23 protein-coding genes and 1 pseudogene are annotated in these 21,493 nt (G+C 70.0%); 9 read left to right on the forward strand and 15 right to left on the reverse strand.

Annotated features, from left to right (window positions below; translation table 11 throughout):
- Positions 1-8 precede the first annotated feature (8 nt).
- A complete protein-coding gene (locus CBQ26_RS17230) occupies positions 9-719 on the forward strand; it encodes a VWA domain-containing protein (protein WP_088250059.1) in 711 nt (236 codons plus the stop codon).
- The gene (locus tag CBQ26_RS17235) at positions 716-2,245 is read left to right on the forward strand and encodes a hypothetical protein (protein ID WP_229843971.1); all 1,530 of its coding nucleotides are present in this window, start codon (positions 716-718) and stop codon (positions 2,243-2,245) included. Before CBQ26_RS17230 ends, CBQ26_RS17235 begins: the two co-directional genes overlap by 4 nt.
- A gap of 149 nt (positions 2,246-2,394) precedes the next feature.
- On the opposite strand, the gene CBQ26_RS17240 is transcribed toward CBQ26_RS17235, so the two are convergent.
- The 4 genes from CBQ26_RS17240 to CBQ26_RS17255 all read right to left on the reverse strand — a co-directional run bounded on the left by CBQ26_RS17240 (position 2,395) and on the right by CBQ26_RS17255 (position 5,110).
- A complete protein-coding gene (locus tag CBQ26_RS17240) occupies positions 2,395-2,820 on the reverse strand; it encodes a hypothetical protein (RefSeq protein WP_088249870.1) in 426 nt (141 codons plus the stop codon).
- A 76-nt stretch (positions 2,821-2,896) separates the two neighbouring features.
- Entirely contained in the window at positions 2,897-3,262 is a 366-nt protein-coding gene (locus CBQ26_RS17245; RefSeq protein ID WP_088249871.1) for a hypothetical protein, read from the reverse strand.
- An 82-nt stretch (positions 3,263-3,344) separates the two neighbouring features.
- A complete protein-coding gene (gene pdxR, locus CBQ26_RS17250) occupies positions 3,345-4,826 on the reverse strand; it encodes a MocR-like pyridoxine biosynthesis transcription factor PdxR (protein WP_373297102.1) in 1,482 nt (493 codons plus the stop codon).
- On the reverse strand, positions 4,802-5,110 hold the full coding sequence (locus tag CBQ26_RS17255; RefSeq protein WP_088249872.1) for a hypothetical protein: 309 nt from the start codon (positions 5,108-5,110) through the stop codon (positions 4,802-4,804). The genes pdxR and CBQ26_RS17255 overlap by 25 nt, the downstream gene beginning before the upstream one ends.
- Before the next feature lie 92 nt (positions 5,111-5,202).
- On the opposite strand from CBQ26_RS17255, the gene CBQ26_RS21530 reads away from it, so the two are divergent.
- Entirely contained in the window at positions 5,203-5,379 is a 177-nt protein-coding gene (locus tag CBQ26_RS21530) for a lipopolysaccharide assembly protein LapA domain-containing protein (RefSeq protein ID WP_143342198.1), read from the forward strand.
- A gap of 84 nt (positions 5,380-5,463) precedes the next feature.
- On the opposite strand, the gene leuB is transcribed toward CBQ26_RS21530, so the two are convergent.
- The 5 genes from leuB to CBQ26_RS17280 form a co-directional block, all read right to left on the reverse strand.
- Positions 5,464-6,522: a 3-isopropylmalate dehydrogenase gene (leuB, locus tag CBQ26_RS17260; protein ID WP_088249873.1), complete on the reverse strand. Its 1,059-nt coding sequence runs from the start codon at positions 6,520-6,522 to the stop codon at positions 5,464-5,466.
- Complete coding sequence (locus tag CBQ26_RS17265) at positions 6,515-7,081, reverse strand: 3-isopropylmalate dehydratase small subunit (protein WP_088249874.1); 567 nt, start codon at positions 7,079-7,081, stop codon at positions 6,515-6,517. Before CBQ26_RS17265 ends, leuB begins: the two co-directional genes overlap by 8 nt.
- 83 nt (positions 7,082-7,164) lie before the next feature.
- Positions 7,165-8,415, reverse strand: a complete 1,251-nt coding sequence (locus CBQ26_RS22055; RefSeq protein WP_172418146.1) for a hypothetical protein — start codon at positions 8,413-8,415, stop codon at positions 7,165-7,167.
- Positions 8,416-8,428: 13 nt separating this feature from the next.
- Complete coding sequence (locus tag CBQ26_RS17275) at positions 8,429-9,049, reverse strand: LysE family transporter (RefSeq protein ID WP_229843970.1); 621 nt, start codon at positions 9,047-9,049, stop codon at positions 8,429-8,431.
- A gap of 38 nt (positions 9,050-9,087) precedes the next feature.
- On the reverse strand, positions 9,088-10,374 hold the full coding sequence (locus CBQ26_RS17280; RefSeq protein ID WP_088249875.1) for a homoaconitate hydratase family protein: 1,287 nt from the start codon (positions 10,372-10,374) through the stop codon (positions 9,088-9,090).
- Between the two features lie 333 nt (positions 10,375-10,707).
- On the opposite strand from CBQ26_RS17280, the gene CBQ26_RS17285 reads away from it, so the two are divergent.
- A complete protein-coding gene (locus tag CBQ26_RS17285; protein ID WP_088249876.1) occupies positions 10,708-13,251 on the forward strand; it encodes a hypothetical protein in 2,544 nt (847 codons plus the stop codon).
- An 80-nt stretch (positions 13,252-13,331) separates the two neighbouring features.
- Here the strand turns inward: CBQ26_RS17285 and CBQ26_RS22250 are convergent, their stop codons facing one another.
- A complete protein-coding gene (locus CBQ26_RS22250) occupies positions 13,332-13,697 on the reverse strand; it encodes a hypothetical protein (RefSeq protein WP_191299395.1) in 366 nt (121 codons plus the stop codon).
- Between the two features lie 233 nt (positions 13,698-13,930).
- Here CBQ26_RS22250 and sdhC point away from each other — a divergent pair, with 233 nt between their 5' ends.
- The 5 genes and pseudogenes from sdhC (at position 13,931) to CBQ26_RS17315 (ending at position 18,733) form a co-directional block, all read left to right on the forward strand.
- Positions 13,931-14,287, forward strand: coding sequence for a succinate dehydrogenase, cytochrome b556 subunit (gene sdhC, locus CBQ26_RS17295; protein WP_088249877.1), 357 nt, complete (start codon positions 13,931-13,933; stop codon positions 14,285-14,287).
- The gene (locus CBQ26_RS17300) at positions 14,287-14,664 is read left to right on the forward strand and encodes a succinate dehydrogenase hydrophobic membrane anchor subunit (RefSeq protein ID WP_088249878.1); all 378 of its coding nucleotides are present in this window, start codon (positions 14,287-14,289) and stop codon (positions 14,662-14,664) included. Before sdhC ends, CBQ26_RS17300 begins: the two co-directional genes overlap by 1 nt.
- 34 nt (positions 14,665-14,698) lie before the next feature.
- Positions 14,699-16,450, forward strand: a complete 1,752-nt coding sequence (gene sdhA / locus CBQ26_RS17305; RefSeq protein ID WP_088249879.1) for a succinate dehydrogenase flavoprotein subunit — start codon at positions 14,699-14,701, stop codon at positions 16,448-16,450.
- Between the two features lie 58 nt (positions 16,451-16,508).
- On the forward strand, positions 16,509-17,273 hold the full coding sequence (locus tag CBQ26_RS17310) for a succinate dehydrogenase iron-sulfur subunit (protein ID WP_088249880.1): 765 nt from the start codon (positions 16,509-16,511) through the stop codon (positions 17,271-17,273).
- A gap of 81 nt (positions 17,274-17,354) precedes the next feature.
- Positions 17,355-18,733, forward strand: a pseudogene (locus CBQ26_RS17315) (cytochrome P450).
- A 6-nt stretch (positions 18,734-18,739) separates the two neighbouring features.
- On the opposite strand, the gene CBQ26_RS17320 reads toward CBQ26_RS17315, so the two are convergent.
- From CBQ26_RS17320 to hemB, 5 genes are read right to left on the reverse strand one after another with little or no spacing between them, the layout of a single operon-like run.
- On the reverse strand, positions 18,740-19,057 hold the full coding sequence (locus tag CBQ26_RS17320) for a hypothetical protein (protein ID WP_229843969.1): 318 nt from the start codon (positions 19,055-19,057) through the stop codon (positions 18,740-18,742).
- 26 nt (positions 19,058-19,083) lie between these two features.
- Positions 19,084-19,578 (reverse strand): hypothetical protein, encoded by a 495-nt coding sequence (locus tag CBQ26_RS17325; RefSeq protein WP_088249882.1) that lies wholly within the window; start codon positions 19,576-19,578, stop codon positions 19,084-19,086.
- A gap of 28 nt (positions 19,579-19,606) precedes the next feature.
- Complete coding sequence (locus CBQ26_RS17330) at positions 19,607-19,909, reverse strand: antibiotic biosynthesis monooxygenase family protein (protein ID WP_088249883.1); 303 nt, start codon at positions 19,907-19,909, stop codon at positions 19,607-19,609.
- Positions 19,910-19,922: 13 nt separating this feature from the next.
- A complete protein-coding gene (locus tag CBQ26_RS17335) occupies positions 19,923-20,462 on the reverse strand; it encodes a cyclin-dependent kinase inhibitor 3 family protein (RefSeq protein WP_088249884.1) in 540 nt (179 codons plus the stop codon).
- Complete coding sequence (gene hemB, locus CBQ26_RS17340) at positions 20,459-21,463, reverse strand: porphobilinogen synthase (RefSeq protein WP_088249885.1); 1,005 nt, start codon at positions 21,461-21,463, stop codon at positions 20,459-20,461. The genes CBQ26_RS17335 and hemB overlap by 4 nt, the downstream gene beginning before the upstream one ends.
- Between the last annotated feature and the right edge of the window lie 30 nt (positions 21,464-21,493).

Here is a 21,493-nt window from a genome sequence, read left to right on the forward strand (position 1 = left end):
GAGTGCCCATGCCTGTGACCCCTGCCCTGCTGTCTGCCCTGTCCCTGTCCACCCTGTCCCTGCCGGTGCCGACCATGAGCGCCTCGACGCTGCTGGGCCTGTCCACGCCGCCGCTGCACCTGACGGTCGCAGTGGACATGACCGGCAGCAGCAAGAACCCCGCCTTCCGGTACGCGGATCAGGCGCGGCTGCTGGCGCAGAGCGTGATGCTCAACCAGCTGCGCAGCGGCGACACCCTGACCCTGCTGCGCGTGTGCGACGGCGTGCAGACCGTCGCGGACTTCACGTTCAGCTCGAAGAACGGGGCGCGCATGGCCAGGGCGGACATCCTGCGCTACACCGCCGCGCTGACCAAACCCTGCACGGGGCGCGGCAGCGCCATCACGGCCGGACTGACCCAGGCCGCAAAGCGCGCCGCGCAGACCGCGAAGGTGAACGACGTGGTCGTGCTGTTCACGGACGGCGCGCTGCTGGACGACCCCGGCCGCGCCGGATTGGGCGGCGTGACCCGCACGCTGCTGGGCGCGAAGACCACCCGGACGCTGTTCGTGGCGGGCCTCAGCCCGGAGGCGGGGGCGGGCGGGGTGTCGGTGCGCGACTCGTTCGTGAAGGCGCTGGGCACCCCGGCCAGTGACCGGCGCGTGCTGCTGGCCGGCGCGTACGACCTGTCGAACGTGTACCCGACCTTCGCGGCGGCCGTGAAGGCGGCCCGCCAGTGACCCGCCCAGGCGACCCCACCAGCCCAGGCGACACCAGCCCACTGACCCGGCCCCTGTCGCGAGTGACGCTCAGTGGCCCAGACCTGGGCACCGTCGATCTGGAATTCGAGGGCGAGGCTGCCCCGGACGGCACCGACGCAGGCAAGCACACAGCGCCCCATGCCCCCGCCGCCCCCCAGGACACCGGGCCGGACTTCGACCCGCGCCTGTACGAGGCGGCGCTGCCCCGCCCGGACCCGCTGAGCGCCGACGCGTTCCTGCCGGTGCTGGACCCGGCGCAGTTCGCGGCCCTGCTGGACGACCTGCGCGGCGAACTGAGTCTGGTGCCGGACGAGGCGACCCGCGCGGCCCTGAACAGCCGCGCCCGGCTGCTGCACCTGAACGTCGAGGGGTACCGCGTGCAGCACGGGCAGGCGCGCTCGGCCCTGACCCGCGTGCTGGCCGAGACGGGCGTGGGCGTGCGCGGCAGCTGGGAGCGGCAGCAGGAGCACCTGACCTTCATGAACGCCGCGAGCGGAGGCGTGGAACGCGACTACGAGGCCGCGACCGCCGCCATCGAACAGGCCCGCGCCCGGCGGTTCGAGGCGCTGGTGGGCGTGGGCGCCCGCCCGGACACGACCGGCGCCGAGGACCTGTACACCCAGCAGGCCGTCATGGACCTGGCCCGCGAGGGGCACGCCATCCGCCCGCCCGAGCAGAAGAGCGGCAGCAAACGCGTGTTCAACGGCTTCGCGGTGTTCAGCAAGTTCTTCGTGGGGGTCATCAGCGGGGTCAGCATCAACCTGCTGTTCAACCCGGAATCCCGGCTGTACCTGACCCTGATCGCCCTGACGGCCGGCGTGATGTTCAGCGTGCTGCTGCTGTGGCTGGTGGATGAACTCGCGTACCGCGCCAAGCTCGCGCCGGTCACGCCCGGCATGGCGCCCGCGCGCGCGTACACGGCCGGGATCGTGGCCGTCACGGCGCTGTACCTGGGCGTGGAAGGGTTCCTGAACTGGGACGGCATCCTGCGCGTCACGGCCGAGATCGCCGCGAACGCCGCGCAGCAGGGCCAGCTGACCGACCTGAACGCCCTGCCCGAGACGGACACCGCGCCGCAGCACTGGTCACTGCTGACCTTCACGCTGGCGCTGGTGGGCATGGCCGCCGGGGCCGCACTCGTACAGGGCCGCGAACGTGCCCGCGCCGTGCTGGAACGCGAACGCCTCGCGGCGCGCGTGGCGCAGCTCAAGGCGCAGGGCACCCTGGCGGACGCGGCCCGCGCGACCGATCACGTCACGTACCTCGAACGGGCCCGTGACCGCCTCGCCCCGCCGCGCGACGTGACCAGCCCCGACCACGCCCGCCTGAACGAACGGGTCCTGCACCACTGGGAGCAGGAACGCGACTCGCAGGTACAGGCCATCAGCAGCCGCCTGCTGGCCGAGGCGCAGCACCTCCAGGCCACACTGGAGGACTTCGCCGGGCAGGTGCAAGCAGCGCGGTTCCCGCCCCCACGCCGGGGCCTGCGCGCCCTGCTGCGCTGAGGGTCGTCCGGATCATACGGATTCCGTTTGTTTCGCCAACAATCCGGAACGTCACCGGATTGCCGGCTCCACGTCCGGAACCCGTCTCTCTCCTACTCGCATCCGCTCGGATTGAACGGGCTTTGCAGCCCATTCAATCGGAGTCCGTATCAGCCCAGGCGACCCAGCAGGTCGTCCATCCGCAGGGCCGCCGGGGCAGCCGGGACCAGCGCGACCGGGTGGCCGCCGGACTGGTCCAGCGTGTCGGGGCCGTGCCGGGCGGCGCGGTCCTGGGCAGCCGCGATCTGATCGAGGGTCCACATGCGCGCCAGGACGGCCCGCTCGTCCGGCCGGACGCCGTCGAGGTGGCGGCGGGTCACGGCGTACAGGTGAACGCTGACGCTCATCTGGTCGCGTGGCTGCGGCGCGAAGTGCCCGTGCGGGTCCAGCAGCACCTCCGAGGCGTGGTAGAACGTCGCCCAGCGGCGGGCGCGCGCCAGGACGGACGGGCTGAACGTGACGCCTGCCTCGGGGGTGGGGGGTGGCCGGTCGGCCGGCTCGGCAGGGGGCAGGTCGGCGACAGGGGCAGCGGTCATGAACGCCCGAGGCTAGCGGACCCCGCAACGGGAATCTATGAGAAACCCGTGAAGCGGGGCGGGGCCGGGCAGCCCGTCACTCGCGGGATTCTTTCAGGTCCATCGTGCCCGTGAACTTCGAGAACTCCACGATCAGCTGGTACTTGCCTTCCGGGCCGGTGGTCATGACGTTCAGGCCCCAGGTGCCTTTCGGGCAGACCTGACCGGCCACCTGAATGCCCTTGGGGTCGAGCAGGCGCACGGTGGCCGTGCCGGAACGCACGTCGCAGGAGCCGCGCACGCCGATCATCTTGCGGTCCTCGAAGATGTTCAGGCCGTAGCGGTTCTCGCCGCTGGCGTTCAGGAGGTACGTGGGCGTCAGGGTGACATACCCGAAACGCAGCCCGAACGTGAAGTACATCAACGTCAGGACCAGGGCCAGGGCGGCGAGCAGCAGGCGCATTGCGCGCAGTCTACCGCGCGGCCCGCCGGGGTGCGCGCCGGGTTGCCGGCCGCCCCCCCCGGCCGGGGGACCTCCCGCCCGGTCAGGGTGCGCCCCGCAGCGCCAGCCCGAGCCGGCGCGCGCCGTCACGCAGCTGCTCGGCCGGCAGGCCCGCGAAGCCCAGCAGCACGGCCGGCACGTGACCGCCCGCCGCGAGCGGCGAGACCGGACTGAGCGCCACGCCCTGCGCGGCGGCGCGGTCCAGGACCTGCTCCTCGGTCCAGGGGGACGGCAGCGGCAGGTACAGGTGCAGGCCCGACGCGACCGGCGTGACCGTCCAGCCGGTCAGGGCGCGGCGCAGTTCCGTGACCAGCGTCTCCTGCCGGTGGGCGACGGTGCCGCGCGCGCGGCGCAGGTGGCGGGCGTACGCGCCGGAACTCAGCACGTCCGCCAGGGCCAGGGCGTCCAGGCGGCCCGGCAGGCGGTCGGTCAGGGGGCGGGTCCCGGTCAGGACGCGCAGCACGTCCGGCGGCGCGACCAGGAACCCGCTGCGGGTGACGGGCGCCAGACTCTTGCTGAACGACCCGAGCAGGATCACGCGGTCCGGCGCCAGCCCCTGCAACACGGGCGGCGGGCGCGAGGTCAGGTGCAGGTCCGCGGCGTAATCGTCTTCCAGGATGAAGGCGTCGGCGGCGGTCGCCCAGGCGATCAGCGCCTGCCGCCGCGCGGCGCTCAGGCTGACGGCCGTGGGGTACTGGCAGCCGGGCGTGACGTACACCAGGGTCGCGCGGCCGGGCAGGGCGTCCGTGCGCAGACCGCCATCGTCGACGGGAACGCCCGTCACGTCCGCGCCGGTCGCGGCGAGCGCGGCGCGCGCCCCGGCGTAGGTGGGGTCCTCGGCGGCGGCCAGCCGGCCCGGCTCCAGGAACACGCGGGCCAGGGCGTCCAGCGCGGACTGCGTGCCGCCGGTCAGCATGACCATGTCCGGCGTCACGCGCGCGCCCCGCTCGGCGCTCAGGTACGCGGCCAGCGCGCGGCGCGTCTCGAGCGGCCCCAGCGGGTCGTGCGGGTGGGCGTGCGTGACCTGCGCGGCGCGCCGGGCGAGCGCCTGCGTCCACGCGGATTCCGGGTACAGCTCCGGGACGGGCTGCCCCACCCGGAAATCCACGGCGAAGGTGTCCCCGCCGGCCTCCGGCACCTGTCCCCGCAGCGCGCGGATCGCCCAGGCGCTCAGCGGGAGGGCCGGGGCGTTCACGCGGGCCGGGCCGGGCAGCGCCGGGACGCTGATCACGGTGCCGCTGCGGCCGCGCGGACGCACGTACCCCTCGGCGTGCAGCTGGGTCAGGGCGTCCACCAGCGTGTTGCGCGACACGCCCAGGCGCTGCGCGAGGCGGCGGTGGCCGGGCAGGCGCGTGCCCTCGGGCAGGCGGCCGTCCAGCACGGCCTCCCGCAGGGTCCGGGCGGCCAGCGCGTGCCGCGTCTCGCCCGGACGGGCCGGCGCGAGCGTCAGGTCGGGCGTAACCTCCTCCGTGCCTGTCAGGGCGGCCGTGCCTGGGGGGCTCAGCGGAACTCGCGTTCCAGCCACGCGCGCTGCCCACCCTCGGCCGTCAGGGCCTGCCCGGCCAGTTCCAGGAACCGGTCGCGGGCCGCCCCGGCTTCGGCAGGGCTGAGGCCGTGCGCGGCCGGGTCGGCCAGCAGGGCGCGCAGCAGCGGGAAGACCGGCGTGTCCGGGTGCAGGGTGCCGCGGACGGTCACGTCCGCCCGCCACCGCAGCAGGTAGTCCAGCGCGTACGGGCCGGGTTCCAGCACGCACCCGCCGGGGTACGGGATGCGGGCCGGGGCGGGAAAGGTCACGGCGGGGTCGCTCATGCCCCCAGCATGCGCTACGTGAAGCGTTCCTGAACAGGGGCCGTGTGGCAATTGAGGCAACGCCTGCTCGGCGCCGCTCCTAAGCTGCGGGTATGCCTGCACTGGGACTCCCCGAACTGCTGTTCGCCCTGACCGTCCTGAGTGTCACCCTGGGCGTGGGCGCACTCGCCTACTTTCTGATCGGTCAGCTGGGCCGGGCCGGCCGCCGCGCCCGCCTGCGGGAACTGGAGCGGCGCATCCAGCAACTGGAACGCGAACGCCTTCACTGACCGGGGCAGCAGCGGCCAGCGGGGAGGGGGCCGGGGATCGCGTCTCCCCGGCCCCCTCCCCGCTGCCCTGAGCGGCGCTCCCGCTTACCCGACGGCGGGCGAGCTTTCCAGGGCGCTGAGGACGGCGCGCGTAAAGGTCTGCGTGTCGGCCGCGCCGCCCAGGTCGCGGGTGGGCTGGGCGCGCAGGGCCAGCGCCACGGCGCGGTCGATCCGGTTGGCGGCGTCCGGGCGTTTCAGGCCGTGCCGCAGGAGCATGCCGGCGCTCATGATCGCGGCGGCAGGATTGGCGATTCCCTTCCCGGCGATGTCCGGGGCGCTGCCATGGATGGGTTCGAACAGGCCGGCGCCGTCGCCCAGACTGGCGCTGGGCATCAGGCCGAGGCTGCCGGGAATGACGGCGGCGAGGTCGCTGAGGATGTCCCCGAACAGGTTCTCGGTGACGATCACGTCGTAGCGGCTGGGGTCCGAGACGATCAGCATGGCCACGCTGTCCACGTACTCGTGGTTCAGGTGAATGCCACGGTAGTCGCGGTCGCGCAGGGCGGTGACGTCGCGGCGCCACAGTTCGCTGACCTCCAGCACGTTGGCCTTGTCCACGCTGGTCACGCGGCCCCGGCGCTGTTCGGCGGCCCAGAAGGCGACCTTCGCGACGCGCTCGACCTCGGGGGTGGTGTAGCGCATGGTGTTGTACGCGGTGTCGCCGTCGATCTTGCGGTCGCCGTCGAAATACACGCCACCCAGCAGTTCGCGCACGATCAGGATGTCCACGCCGCGCGCCAGTTCCGCCTTCAGCGGGGACAGGTGCTCCAGGCCGGGCTGCACGCGCACCGGGCGCAGGTTCGCGTAGCAGCCGAGCGCCTTGCGCAGCGCCAGCAGCCCGCTTTCCGGGCGCAGGTGGCGGGGCAGCAGGTTCCAGGCGCTGTCCTGCGCGCCGCCGACCGTGCCCAGCAGCACCGCGTCGGCGTTGGCCAGGGCGTCGCGGGTGGGCTGCGGGAACGGGTCGCCGTGCGTGTCGTAGGCCACGCCGCCGATCAGGTGTTCCTCGATGGTCACGTCGGGCGCGACCTCGCGCAGCACCTGCACGGCCGCCGCCGTGACCTCCGGGCCGATGCCGTCGCCGGGCAGGGTGACGATCTTAGGCATGCTGTTCCTCCTGGCCGGGGTGGCCGTGACCGGCCTGCGTGGAGTGGGCGTCCAGGGTCTCGGCCTCCAGCGCCGTCTGGTCGTGTTCTTTCATGTACTCCAGCCAGCCGCCGGCCTTCTGCACGTCCAGCGCGAACTGCGGGACCGGCACGAAGGTCAGGCTCTGCCCGGTGCGGGTGTTCGTGATGGTGCCCGCCGTGAGGTTCAGGTCGGCCGGATCGCCGTCCTGGAAGGCCTGCACGATGCCGTCGCATTCCAGCGCCAGGAAGCCGTTGTTGATGGAGTTGCGGTAGTAGATCCGCGCGAAGTTCGGGGCGATCACGGCGGCCACGCCCGCGCCGCGCAGCGCCCACACGGCGTGCTCGCGGCTGGAGCCGCAGCCGAAGTCCGCGCCGGCCACGATGATGTCGCCCGGCTGGACCCGTTTCACGAAGTCCTTGTCGTAGTCCTCCATGGCGAACTTGGCGAGTTCGCTTTCCACGTCGGTGGTCAGGTGCCGGGCGGGGATGATCTCGTCGGTGTTGATGTGGTCACGGGCAAATACGTGCACGGTGGGCATGGGGGCTCCTTGCGGTCGGGACTCGGCGGGCGGTCCCGACCCGGTTCGAATTCAGTTCTCGGTGCCGTGCGTTCCCGGCACCGTCAGTCTTTGGCCCGGTAGGCGCGGAGTTCTTGCGGCACTTCCTCGTCGTACAGGTCGCGCCAGTTGGTGCCGTCGAAGGTGATGGCCGACTCGATGAACGACTGGGCCAGCGGGTCCGGGTCGTCCAGGGCGTCCAGGGGAATGTCCAGCAGCACCGCGACGGGCACGGGCAGTTCGGCGCCTTCCGGGACGACCAGTTCGCTCTCGAAGGTCTGGACCATCAGTTCACGGGTCCACTGCGCCCACTCGGCGGGGTTCCCGGCGCCGGTCTCCAGCAGCAGGTCGGCGCGCAGGCGCTCGCCATGCTCGGCGGGCACGTCCTCGTCCACCCATTCCACGCGGCCGTCGGCGAACACCTGGACGGGCACGGTCTCCACGTCCAGGAAGTCCGGGAGGTTCAGGGCGTCCTCGCGGGCCTCGCCGTCCGGGTCGGCGTACGAGATCCAGGCCTCGCCGTCGAGGCTGTAGCTGCTGTTCTCGCGGTTCACGGTGACCTCCACGTTGCCCAGCGTGGCGAACGCCAGGTTCAGTGGGGATTGCAGCGGCGCGGGCTGGCGCAGTTCGAAGGCCACGCGCCGCGCGACCGGCACGGGGTCCGTGTCGTCGCCGTCGGTGGCGTCCAGGTGGGTTTCCTGCCAGCCCTCCTCGGTGTCGCCGTGCCACTCGCGGGCCAGGGATTCGAGCATGTCCAGCAGTTCGGCCGGGGGTTCCGGGTCGATGTCCAGGCGGCCCTCGCGCCACTGCTCGGCCACGTAGGTCGCGACGACCTCGCCGCCCAGCGTGGCGGCCGGGTGTTGCAGCAGGAACTCCATGGCGCGGCGCGGGTCCATGTTCACGGGGAACGCGTCCCATTTCACGCCGTCGTCGGAGTGCTGCACTTCACGCAGGCGGACCGCGCCGCCCTCGACCGGCAGGAACCGCCCGGTGGTCTCGCTGCCCTCGCCCACGCGGCCCAGCGCCAGTTCGCCGCTCAGGCGGCGCAGCGCCGGCACGGGAATGGACTGCACGTCCTCGGCGGTTTCCAGGAAGCGGTCCACGCGGCCGTGCATGACGTGCAGCGTGCGGTACTGGCTTTCCCACGCGGCTCCGTACGGCTGCGAGCGCTGCAGCGCGCCCGCGATCAGTTCGCGGTGCGCGGCGTCCTCGGGGGCGCGCGTGAAGGTCAGCGTGCCGTCCGCATCCATGGTCGCGTCGAAGGGGTACACGGTGGGCATCAGGCCCAGTTGTTTACGTCGTTTTGCTTCGCCCATAAGTTCACCTAGCTTACTCGCGCGAGGCGAGCAGCAGCGTTCCGAATCCCAGCATGAGGCTGCCGGCCACGCGGTCGACCACGCGCCGGGCGCGCAGGTAGGCGCGCTGCATGGGCGCGGCGGACATGCCGGTCGCGACCAGCGCGAACCAGCCGGCGCTGAGGCCCACGATCAGCAGGAACGCCGCGAGCTTCAGGCTGCCCCCGGCCTGCGCGCCGAGCACGCCGCTGAACACGCTGCCGAAGAACACGGCGGCCTTGGGGTTGCTGATGTTCGTCAGGAACCCGGCGCGCAGCGCGGCGAGGTCGCTCAGGGGCGCCTGGACGGGCGCGGCCTGCGCGTCCGGCCCGGCGCTGCTGCGCCAGAGGTTCACGCCCATCCACAGCAGGTACGCGCCGCCCGCGACCTTCACCACGCCGTGAATCCACGGGAACGCCCCGAACAGCAGGCCAATTCCCAGCAGCGCCAGGGCCGCCCACACGCTGATCCCCAGCACCACGCCCAGCCCGGCCAGCAGCGCCGCGCGGCGCGTGCGGGCCAGCGCCGTCTGGCTGACCAGCAGCACGTCCGGACCCGGAATGACCAGCACCACCGCGTGAATGGCGGCCACGGCCAGCAGAATGTTCAGATCCACGTTCTCCCCTCCCCTTCACGGCCCGCTGCGACCGGCGTTCAGTCGGCGGCGTTGATGGTGTCGTTGTACTCGCGCGGATCGCTGATGAAGCCCGCCACGGCGCTCGCCGCGACGGTCGCCGGGCTGGCGAGGTAGATCTGCGCGCTCGGGTCACCCATGCGGCCCACGAAGTTCCGGTTAGAGGAGCTGATGCACACGTCGTCCGGCCCCAGCACGCCCGAGTGCATACCCAGGCACGCCCCGCAGCTGGGGTAACTGACGCTCGCCCCGGCGTCCACGAAGATCTCCAGCAGCCCCTCCTGCGCGGCCTGTTTCCAGATGGCCTGCGTGGCGGGCACGACGATCATCTGCACGCCGTCCGCGACCCGGCGGCCCTTGAGGATGCGCGCCACGTCCCGCAGGTCCGTGATGCGGCCGTTCGTGCAGCTGCCCACGTAGGCGTGCGTCACGGCGATCCGGTCACTGCCCGCCACGCGCCCGTTGCTGGGAATGTGCGGGTACGCGACGGTCGGCTCGACCGCCGAGGCGTCCACCTCGACGACCACCTTGAAGTTCGCGTCGGCATCGGACTGGTACTCGGTGTACTGGTCGGGCGTCACGCCACGGGCGCTCATGTACGCGCGGGTGGTGTCGTCCACGGCGACGATGCCGGTCTTCCCGCCCGCCTCGATCGCCATGTTCGTCAGCGTGAAACGGCCCTCCATGTCCAGATTGTCGATGTAGTCTCCGACCCACTCCATGACCATGTAGTTCGCGCCGTCCGCACCGATGCGCTTGATGACCTCCAGCACGATGTCCTTGGGCGTCACGCCCGGCTGCGTCTGGCCCGTCACGCGGATCAGCATGGTTTCGGGCACCTTGAACCACACCTTCCCGGCGTAGATGGCGCCCGCGAGGTCCGTGCTGCCCACCCCGGTCGCAAAGGCGCCCAGCGCGCCCGCGTTGCAGGTGTGGCTGTCGCCGCTGACGAGCGTCTGCCCCGGCTTCATCAGGCCCGTGTTCTCCAGCACCACGTGCGCGATCCCGCCGCGACCCACGTCGAAGAAGTGCTTGACACCCTTCTCGTGAACCCAGCTCTTGAGTTTCTGGTACATCTTCGCGGCCTTGATGTTCATGGCCGGCACGCTGTGATCCGGCACCGCCACGATCTGATCCGGGTTGAACACCCGGTCCATGCCGCGCTCCTCCAGCATCCGCAGGGCCGCCGGGGTGGTGATCTCATGACACAGCACCCAGTCGGTCGCGCACTCGATCAGCTGCCCCGGCACCACCGCGTCATGCCCACTGTGGGCCGCCAGGATCTTCTCCGCAATCGTCATTCCCATACCACTGCCTCCTCAAGAAACGCGCCCCCGGCCGCTGCGAGAGCTACCGGGGGCGAACACTGAACGCTGGGCCGCGCTCAACGCCCCACACGAAGAAGAAGCCCCACCAGGGAAGCCCCGACCCGCCAGAAACCGTTGAACATGCCCCGAGCATACGCCACCCCCCACCCGCAGCAGGCAGGTGGTGTAGATAGGCGCCGCGCCACACAGAGGAACAGGCCGGGCACCCCAGCCCCCGGTGAATCTGACGAGGTCTTCATCAAGCGGGGGGCCGCTGAAGAGGCGCAAAACTCCAGCGAGGCTGCGCATTTCTTATTAGAATCCTGAGCGGACATGAAGACACTGAAACTCCCGGCCGCCATGATCGGCCTGACCGCCCTGCTGACCGCCTGTCCCTCCACCACAGACACCGGCGGCGTGACACCGCCCTCACCCGGCAGCGCCGTACAGGCCACTCGCGTGGCCGGGAGCGTCACGGGCGCCCCTGCGGCTGCAACCCGCGCTGTCCTGATCGTCGGGAGCGATTACGACTTCGCCAACACCGGCACCGTCAAGGGTGGAGTGCTGGACCTGCCGCTGACAAAGGCCCCAGACAGCAGAAGCATGTTCAACCTCACTTCAGGCGGTGGCTGCACCTTCACGGGCTCGCGAACCAACGACCCGTCCGTGGCCCTGTTCACGGACGTGGAACTGTTCAGCGAGCAGATCGATTCACTGGCCTTCGCCACCGAGCAGATCGTGTCGGGCGGCACCGCGCCCGGCAGTCAGGTCGCCCGCCTGTACAGCGCCACGGCCGCCACTGTGAAGGGCACTGTCCTGTGTGCCAACCCGGACGGCAGCAAATTCACCGCTGCACTTGATGTCGTCCTGAACTCCGGCTGGAATGCCCTTGAGTACGCCGAAACCAACTCCACGCTCACCCTACGTAGTCTCGGCAGCAGCGTGCGCTCCGAACTCAAGGCCACGGCTTACACGCCGTCCGTGCTGGTCAGCCTGGGCAGCGCCGTGACGATCACGTCGGACGCCGGGATGTCGGTGCCCGCACGCCTGTACCAGGAAGGTGGGTACACCGGGCAGGTCAGCCTCAGCACCGACGTGCCCGGCCTGACCATCGAGCCGTCCACCGTCAACCTGACCGCCACGACGCTTCAGAGCGTGCAGGCCCAGGCGACCGCCGCCTACCTGAAGAACCTGGGCGTCAATCCACAGCGCCTGGACACGAACCTGACCTTCAAGTACAGCGGCAACGACAACTACTCGGGTTCGTTCCGCGTGATCGTCAAGGACACCACCGGCAAGCAGGTGGGCGGCGGCAACGGCAGCCTGGAAGTCCGCAAGCCCGGCCTGACGATCGGCACCTGCGGAAGCAACTACCTGGAGCTGTACCCCAGCAAGACTGCCTCCCTGAACGTGTGCGGTTACAGCGTCGGGAACTTCAGCGGGCCGGTCACGTACTCCGCCACGGGCCTGCCGGCCGGCGTGACCGTCACGCCCGTCACGCAGACCCTGAACGGCTCCTCGTACCTCAGCCTGACCTTCAAGAGTGACGCGACCCTGAAGCCCGGCACGTACCCGATCACCCTGACCGCCGACGGTGGCACCGTGAAAGCGTCCGCCTCCACGGAACTGAGGGTCCCTGCACCGACCGTCAACATCGCCATCTCCTCCACGTCTTACTACGGCCAGCAGATCTACCAGGGCGGCACCGCCCAGCTGAACGTGGACGTGAGCACCCAGAACGGCTTCAACGGACAGACGACCCTGACCGTCACGGGCCTCCCGGCCGGTGTGACGGCCTCCCCGAAGACCGTGACGGTCACGCCGGGCAGCACCACGACCACCGCCATCACCCTGACCGCCACGGCCGACGCCACGCTGGGCAACAGCACCATCAAGGTCACCAGTCCAGACCAGAGTGCCAACTCCTACGGCGCGGAGACTCAACTCTCGGTGCGTCCGGCCCGCGCCGCGCTGGGATCGACCGTTGGCGAAGCGGTGGGCGCCACCAGCGGCCTCTGGGCTGTGACGGCAATGGCCTACGACTCCAGCAGCAATGCGTACAGGAACACTGTTACCCGCTTCACGACCACGGGTCAGTCTGCCGCCAGCGCCGCGGTGGCGTCGCAGAACAGCCTTCAGTTGATCAGAACGACGGGAGGAGTGATTGCATTCGACAGCGGGTTCGTCAAAGCGCCAGCGCTGATTGCAGATGACGGTACGGTGACCCAGCTGCCCGCCGCGAACCTCGGCAACCTGACGGCCTTCACCAGAAGGGCCGACGGGCAGGGCCGCGTGTGGTTCGTGAACACCGTCTACACCGGGGTAGGCGGCACTGCCACGTCCCTGAAGACGTGGGTCCCGGCGACCGGCGTGATCACCACGGTCGACAGTACCGCCAATTACGGGTCCGGCTCCTACGACGCGCAACTGACCCTCGGTGCGGACGGGAAGACCCTGGTCTACCTGGGTGGGTACGCGGGTGACGCCCTGAAGATCGATACGGCCACTGGCACCGTCACCAAGCTGGATCTGCTCAAGAGTAGCGGCGCGACCTCGGCAGCCATCGCCGCCGACGGCACCATCTGGTTCAGCGCGTACGGACAGCTTGCCCGCCTGAACGCGGATAACACCGTCAACAAGTTCACTGCCGTGCAGACCGGCACGCTGACCGGGTTCGACCAGAGCAACCCGGCCGTACTGTGGGGCAGCGACACCAGCAACGTGTACAGGATCGATACGGCGGCCACCCCCGCTGCGACCACCGTCAATCTGGGGAGTGTCAGCAAGGCCATCCTGAACGCGCAGGGCGGCGTGCAGGTCATCACCAACGAGTACAACGGCAACACCACGACCTACTACCTGTCGCAGCTGAAGTAAGCTCCTCTGCTCGATAAAGGCCGCACCCCAACTTCCGGGTGCGGCCTTCCTGTCTGTGGGTTGCGGGGCGAGGTCGCGGGTTACTGCAGGTCGAAGTCGATGACGGGCGGCGCTTTGGGGGTTTCCTCGGCCGGTTTGTCTTTCGGCTGGTCGCTGGGCGGGGCGGTGCGTTGCACGTTGGGGATGGCGACGGGGGTGGTGCGGTCGATGGGCTGGTGGGGCTGGCCGGGTTTGACCCACTGGGTGCCGGGCGCGGCGGGGCCGGGGGTGCGGCGGGGTGGGGTGGGGTAGGCGGCGTGGCGGGCGGCGCGGATGATGCCGTCGACTTCGGCTTTGCTGAGCAGTCCCTTGTGTTCGAGGGTGCTGAGGATGCCGAGGACGAGTTTGCGGGTGAATTCCGCTTCGGCCTGGGGGTCTTTGGGTGGGGTGGGGGTGGGGCCGGTCATGCGGTTCAGGGTAGCGCGGTGGGGGGCGCGCTTGCACCTCACGCGGTGACATCGGGTGTTCCGGTTCTCTGGCCGCGGGGTGGGTGCGCTCTGGCGGGCTGGTGTTAAACTGCTTGCTGTCTGAAAGAGTGGTGTGAATGATCACCCACACGGCTTACCGTTCGCCCTAGTGTGTGGTGGGGTGTCGGTGCCTTGAGAACAGAAGGGTTTAGACGTCGAGGAGGACTGGGAGAATGTACCGAGGAAGAGAGGGGCAGTGGGCGTTCCTGCTTCACCGCCTGTCCGGGCTGGCAATTCTGGCTTATCTGATGCTGCACGTGTTCAGCATCGGGTCGTTCATTTTCGGTGAGCGGTTTTACATGGTGATTCACGAGACGTATGACCTGTGGCCGTTCCGGATCGGGCTGCTGTTCGTGACGGCGGGCGTGGTGTACCACGCGTTCAACGGGCTGCGGATCATCGTGATGGACTTCACGGGCTTCGGCGTGGCGTACCAGCGGCAGATGTGGTACGGGGTGCTGCTGATCAGCGTGGTGTCGTTCCTGTACGCCGCGTGGACGCTGTACCCGCGTCTGATGGGAGGTTACTGATGATTCGTGCACGGACGTTCACGGACGCGCGGCAGCAGTCACACAGTAACGCGGAGCTGAACTGGTGGATTTTCATGCGGATCAGCGGGCTGATCCTGGTGTTCCTGATTCTGGGGCACATCTACATGACGTTCATTCAGGTGAGCGAGTCGGACGCGACGTATGACGCGGTGGTCGCCAAGCTGGCGAACCCGGCCTGGAAGTTCTATGACTGGCTGATCCTGGCGCTGTCGCTGATGCACGGCGCGAACGGCGCGCGGTATTCCATCGAGGATTACGTGCGGTCCCGTCCGAACCGGGCGTGGGTGAAGGGTCTGTTCTATACCGTGGTGGCGCTGGTGTTCGCGTTCGGCACGGTGGGTCTGTTCTCGATCTGATCCTGCCTTTGCGGGCAGGTGGTAAAGGATAAATATGCATCATCGTTATGACGTGCTGGTGGTGGGAGCGGGGGGCGCTGGCCTGATGGCCGCGCTGTACGCCGCCAAGGGGAACGTGTCTGTGGCCTGCATCAGCAAGCTGTACCCGACGCGGTCGCATACGGGCGCGGCGCAGGGCGGGATCGGCGCGGCGCTGGGGAACGTGCAGGAAGACCACTGGGAATGGCACATGTTCGATACCGTCAAGGGCGGCGATTACCTGACCGATCAGGACGCCGCCGAGGTGTTCTCCAAGGACATCATCGACGCGGTGTACGAGCTGGAGCACATGGGTCTGCCGTTCTCGCGCACGCCGGACGGGAAGATCGCGCAGCGGAAGTTCGGCGGTCACACCCGTGATTTCGGGAAGGCGGCCGTGGAGCGCAGCTGCTACGCGAAGGACCGGACGGGTCACATGATCCTTCAGACGCTGTACCAACAGAACGTGAAGGCCGGGACGACGTTCTTCAACGAGTTCCACGTGACGGACCTGCTGATCGAGGATGGCCGCTGCCGTGGGCTGGTCGCGTACGAGCTGAGCACCGGCGAGCTGCACACCTTCCACGCGAAGGCCGTGATCCTGGCGGCCGGCGGGTACGGGCGCGTGTTCAAGATCACCAGCAACGCGCTGACCCTGACGGGCGACCTGATGAGCATCTACTACCGCAAGGGCCTGCCGCTGGAGGACATGGAGTTCTACCAGTTCCACCCGACCGGTCTGGCGAAGCTGGGCATCCTGGTCACAGAGGGCATCCGTGGTGAGGGCGGCATCCTGCGCAACGACAGTGGCGAGCGGTTCATGGAGCGGTACGCGCCGACCATCAAGGACCTCGCGCCGCGTGACATCGTGTCGCGCTCCATCATCACCGAGATCCGCGAGGGTCGCGGGGTGGGCCGTGACAAGGACGCCGTGAACATCGACCTGACGCACCTGCCGCGCGAGGTGATCGAGGGCAAACTGGCCGAGATCACGGACCTGGCGCGCACGTACCTGGGCATGGACCCGGTCAAGGACCTCGTGCCGATCCAGCCGACGGCGCACTACGCGATGGGCGGCATTCCCACCGACCTGAACGGCCTGTGCCTGAGTGACGGGAACGGCGGCAGCGTAGAGGGCCTGTACGCGGCTGGTGAGCAGGCGTGCGTGTCGCTGCACGGCGCGAACCGCCTGGGCACGAACAGCCTCGGGGACCTCGTGGTGTTCGGCCGTCGCGCCGGGATCTACGCCGCGCAGTACGCGCGTCAGGTGGAATTCCCGGACATGCCGGAAAACCCGCAGCGTGAGAGCGTGGACCTGTTCGACCGCCTGCGCAACAGCAGCGGCAAGGACAACGCCGCCGCGATCCGCAAGGAACTGCAGGAATCCATGATGAACAACGTCGGGATCTTCCGGAACGGCCCCGACATGGAAAAACAGGTCGGGATCGTGCAGGAACTCAAGGCGCGGTACGCGAACGTGGGCGTCAGCGACCCCAGCCGCCGCTACAACAGCGAACTGATCGAGGCGATGGAACTGGGCTTCATGCTCGACTGCGCCGAGGCGATGACCGCCAGTGCGCTGAACCGCACCGAGTCGCGCGGCGCGCACGACCGCGAGGACTACACGACCCGCGACGACGAGAACTGGCTGAAGCACACCATGGCCTACAAGGACCTGAACCGCGAGGGTCAGGTGCAGATCGGGTACAAGCCCGTGTCCCTGAAGGGCTTCACGCGGGCGTTCGAACCCAAGCCCCGCGTGTACTGACCCCCACCCCCACCCACTCGGGCGGCGTGAACGACCGCGCCGCCCGGAAGGAATCTCAATGACCCAGACCCACGCACCGACCAGCGCCGCGCCCGTCTCTGCGAGCGTGCCGATGATTCAACTGAAAGTGAAGGTCCTGCGCTTCGATCCCGAGAAGGACAAGAAGGCGCACTGGACCACCTACGACGTGGAAGCCCAGGCGAGCGACCGCGTGCTGGACGTCATCAACCACATCAAGTGGTACATGGAGCCCAGCCTGACCTTCCGCCGGTCGTGCATGCACGGCATCTGCGGCAGCGACGCCATGCTGATCAACGGCCGCAACCGCCTCGCCTGCAAGACCCTGGTGCGCGACGTCGCCAAGAGCGGCGGGACCATCACGGTGGAACCCATCCGCGGCCTGAAGGTCGAGAAGGACCTGCTGGTGGACATGGAGCCGTTCTTCGACTCGTACAAGGCGATCATGCCGTACTTCATCAACGAGTCCCCGGCTCCCGCCGCCGAACGCATCCAGTCCGAGGAAGAGGCCGAGCGCATGGCGCACTCCAGCAACTGCATCCTGTGCGCGTGCTGCACGACCAGCTGCCCGATCTTCTGGGTGAACGGCTCGTACCTCGGCCCGGCCGCGATCGTGCAGGCGCACCGCTTCATCTTCGACACCCGCGACGAGGCCACGCAGCAGCGTCTGGGCATCATGAACCAGAACACCGGCGTGTGGCGCTGCCGCACCGCGTACAACTGCACCGAAGCCTGCCCGCGCGACATCCCCATCACGCAGCTGATCGAGGAAGTCAAACGCGCCGTCATGTACGGTCAGGCGTAAGCCTCAAACCCCTGAAAGCCCCGCCCCGCCAGTCGGTCGGCGGGGCTTTGTCATGGGCGGCGCGGAAGTGTACCGTGGGTCATGACCGACGCCCCGCCGCTGCCCGCCCCGCGCGTCATTCCCACCGTACCCGGCCCGCCGGTGATCGGCAGCCTCACGAACCTGTACCCGCACCGGCTGCGCGCCTTCCTGACCGGCGCGTACCGCGAACACGGCCCGGTGTTCAACGTGACGGGTCTGGGGCAGACCTTCACGGTGCTGGCCGGCCCGGAAGCGAACGTGTGGGCGGTCAGGGAATCCGCGCGGGTGCTGCGCTCGCTGGAGGCGTGGCGCCCCAACGACCGGGCGTTCGGGGTGCAGCGGTCCATGATCAGCGTGGACGGCCCGGAGCACCGCGCGTTCCGGCGGGTGGAAGGCCGCACGTACACCCGCTCGTACCTGGGCGCGAACCTGCGCCGCGCGCTGGCCGTCACCGCCGAGGACCTCGCGCCGCTGCGGGCCGGGGATGACCTGCAGGTGGCGCACTGGTGCAAGGCCGTGATCACCGAGCAGCTGGCGCGCCTGGTCGTGAACGGCACCGCCCGGCCGTACCTGGGTGACCTGCTGGGCTTCGTGCAGAACACCCTGATGGTCCGCGTGACCCGGCAGCGCCCGCCGCTCGTCGAGCAACTGCCGGGCTTCCGGCGGGCGCGGGCGCGGTCGCTGGGCATGGTGGAAACCCTGATCGACGAGCACCGCCGCGTCCCCCCGGAGCAGGCCGGGCGCGACCCGGACCTGATCGACGACCTGCTGGCCGCGCAGGCTGCCGACCCGGCGTTCTGGTCGGACCTGGACCTGCGCATGGCGGCCATCGGGGCGTTCATCGCGGGAATGGACACCGCCGCGAACACCCTGGCGTTCGTGCTGTACCGCGTCGGACGGCACCCGGACCTGATGCCCGCCCTGATCGCCGAGGCCGACGAGGTGTTCCGGGACGGCCCGCCCAGCATGGAGACCCTGGGGGGCTGCCGCACCTGCACCGCTTCGTGCTGGAGTGCCTGCGCCTGCATCCCATCGCGCCCGCCATGACCCGCACCGTCACGCAGGACTTCGACTTCGCGGGGTACCGGGTGCCGCAGGGTCGGCGGGTGATCGTCGGCACGACCGTCTCGCACGGGCTGGAGGCGTGCTTCACGGACCCCGACACCTTCGACCCGGACCGGTTCGCGCCCGGCCGCATGGAGCACCGCCGGCCCGGCGCGTTCGCTCCGTACGGCCTGGGGCCGCACATCTGCGCGGGCAGCGGCATGGCCGAGGGGCTGATCATGCTGAACCTCGCGGCGATCCTGCGGACCCTGGACCTGCGCGGCGACCCCACCTATGTCCTGCGCGAGGTGGCCCGCCCCACCGCCACGCCCGACGACCGCCTGACCCTGCGCGTGACGGGCGTGCGGCACCCGGCAGTCAGCCTGCTCGCCTGAATCCCGTCAGGGCAGCGGTTCGAGGCTCCGCACCGGTTTCCCGGTCTGCCGCGCGTACGCGATCTCCCGGCGGGTGGATTCACCCACGTACCCGCCGGGGTTGATGACCAGGACCTCGTCCGCGAGGTCGATCTTGCGCAGGTGCAGCGCTCCGAGGCGGTCCAGCGCGGCCTCCCGTTCGGCGCCCGTCAGGTGCGCCAGGGCGTCCTCGTCCCGCTGGCGGTGACTGCCGACACTCAGGACGATCCGGCCCGCCAGCGTCTCGGCCAGCGACGCCGCGTCGAACTCGGCCAGGAAGCGCACGCTGCCGCACAGGCACACCACGCGCGGCCTCTCCCCCACCGACGCGATCAGAACTGCAGGGCGTAGCGGGTGCCGGCCCCGTCGAAGCACTCGCCGACGCCGCGTTCCTGCGCGTCCACCGTCAGGGTGCAGGTCAGGATGCCCGGCGCGTCCCCGTCCGCGCGGGCGATCAGGTTGCCGGTGTAGGCCGGGACGGGACGGCCTCCCTCAACACGGGTGCCGCCGCCCGTGACGGCGCTGCCGTCCGTGCCGCTGCTGGCGCCGAACGCCACGCTGAAGCCCAGTCCGCCGGGCAGCGCGCCGTTCCCGATCAGGTACGTGCGCCCCGCGTAGGTGCGCCCGCCGATGCGGATGGTGGCGTTGTCCGGCGCGAACGGGTCACCCAGGCGGGGCGTGAGGGTGCCGCGCGTGAAGGTCGCGGTGCCTTCCTCGCCGGTCACGGCGTTCACGATCCGCCCGGTCTGCGGGGCAGTGACGGCGGGCGCGCACGCGCCGAGGACGGAGGCGAGCAGGGCCGCGCCGAGCAGGACATGGGATTTCATGCGCCCAGTGTAGCCCCGCCGGTGCCGGTCAGCGGGCGACGACCTCGTGGATTTCCAGGACGTTCGGGCCGCTGAAGGCGTCCTTCGGGAGGGTGCCGCTGCGGGCGTGACCCTGCCGGAAGGCGTCGCTGGTCGTCCAGGCCTCGAAGGCCTCGCGGGACTCCCAGAACGTCAGGACCACGAACGGGTCGCCGTCGCGGGTGGGGCGCAGGACGTGGTTGGCGATGAAGCCGGGCATGCCGTCCACCAGTCCGGCGCGGTCGCGGAAACGCGCCTCGAAGGCGTCGTGGTACTCGGCTTTCACGTGGATGCGGTTGGCGACGCTGATCATGGGGGACCTCCAGTTACCGGGCGAAGTCGTGGATGAACTGTTCCTGCTGTGGCGTCTCGATGGCGTGCGGGCTGCGGGTCTGGCGGACCAGGGCGATGGCGTCGTCGGCGTCTAGGCCCGCCTGCGCGAGCAGGCACGCGGCGGTCAGGCCCGCGCGGCCCAGTCCGCCCCGGCAGTGGACGACGACGCTGCGCCCGTCGAGCAGGTGGGTCATGAGTTCGTCCACGTACGCGGCGAAGTCACGCGGGTCGTGCGGCGCGTGCCCGTCCGGGATGGGGTACGGGGCGACCTCGATGCGGTGGTCGGTGGCGGCGTCGTGATAGCCGTCCATGCCCAGCAGGTCGAACTCGAAGTCCTCGATCAGTGGCGCGATGACGTTCGTGCCCTGCTGCGCGAGGGTCTGCATGTCGCCGGTGACGCTCCGGTCGTGGGTGACGCCCGGCTGGTACACGCTGCCGCCCTTCTTGCCGGGAGCGAAGGTCAGGCCCAGGCGGCCGGGCCACAGGCCGGTGGGAATCCAGTCCACGCGGATGGGGTTGGCGGCGCTGGTCACGCGCGGGCGTCCTCGGCGATCCAGCGGGCGGCGTCCATGGCGTGGTACGTGATGATCGCGTCCGCGCCCGCGCGGCGCATGCCGGTCAGGGTTTCGAGGACGGTGCGGCGTTCGTCCATGAAGCCGGCGGCGGCGGCGGCCTTGATCAGCGAGTACTCGCCGCTGACGTTGTAAGCCACGACCGGCAGGTCGAATTCGCGTTTCAGGAGGTTCAGGACGTCCAGGTACGCCAGGGCGGGTTTGACCATCAGGGTGTCGGCGCCCTGCTCGGCGTCCAGGCGGGCCTCGCGCAGCGCCTCGCGGTAGCCTCCGGCGGGGTCCATCTGGTAGGTGGCGCGGTTGCCGACGCTGGGGGTGGACCCCGCGGCGTCGCGGAAGGGGCCGTAGTAGGCGCTGGCGTACTTCACGGCGTAGCTCATGACGGGTACGTGCGTGAAGCCCGCTCCGTCCAGTGCGGCGCGGATCGCGGCGACCTGTCCGTCCATCATGGCGCTGGGGGCGATCACGTCGGCGCCCGCGCGGGCCTGCGAGACGGCGGTGCGGGCCAGCAGGTCGAGGCTGGGGTCGTTGTCCACCGTCCAGGCGTCCGCGCCGCTCTGGCCGGGCACCTCGCACAGCGGGCCGCAGTGGCCGTGGTCGGTGTACTCGCACAGGCAGGTGTCGGCGATGACGTTGATGCCGGGCACGCCGGCCTTGATGGCGCGCGTGGCCCGCTGGATGATGCCCTCGTCGGCGTAGGCCTGGGTGCCCACGGCGTCCTTGTGGTCGGGAATGCCGAACAGGATCACGCTGGGAATGCCCAGGGCCAGGGCCTCGCGGGCCTGCTGCACGGCACTCTCGATGGAGTGGCGCTGCACGCCGGGCATGGTGGCGATGTCGGTCACATTGTCGCGTTCATGCACGAAGATCGGGTGGATGAACTGACTGGGGTGCAGGTGCACCTCGCGGGTCAGGGCGCGCAGGGCGGGCGTGCGGCGCAGGCGGCGGGGGCGGTCTTGCATGCGCCTACGCTAGCGCGCGGGCGCCGGGAC

Source organism: Deinococcus indicus (assembly GCF_002198095.1).
Taxonomy (GTDB): Bacteria; Deinococcota; Deinococci; order Deinococcales; family Deinococcaceae; genus Deinococcus; species Deinococcus caeni.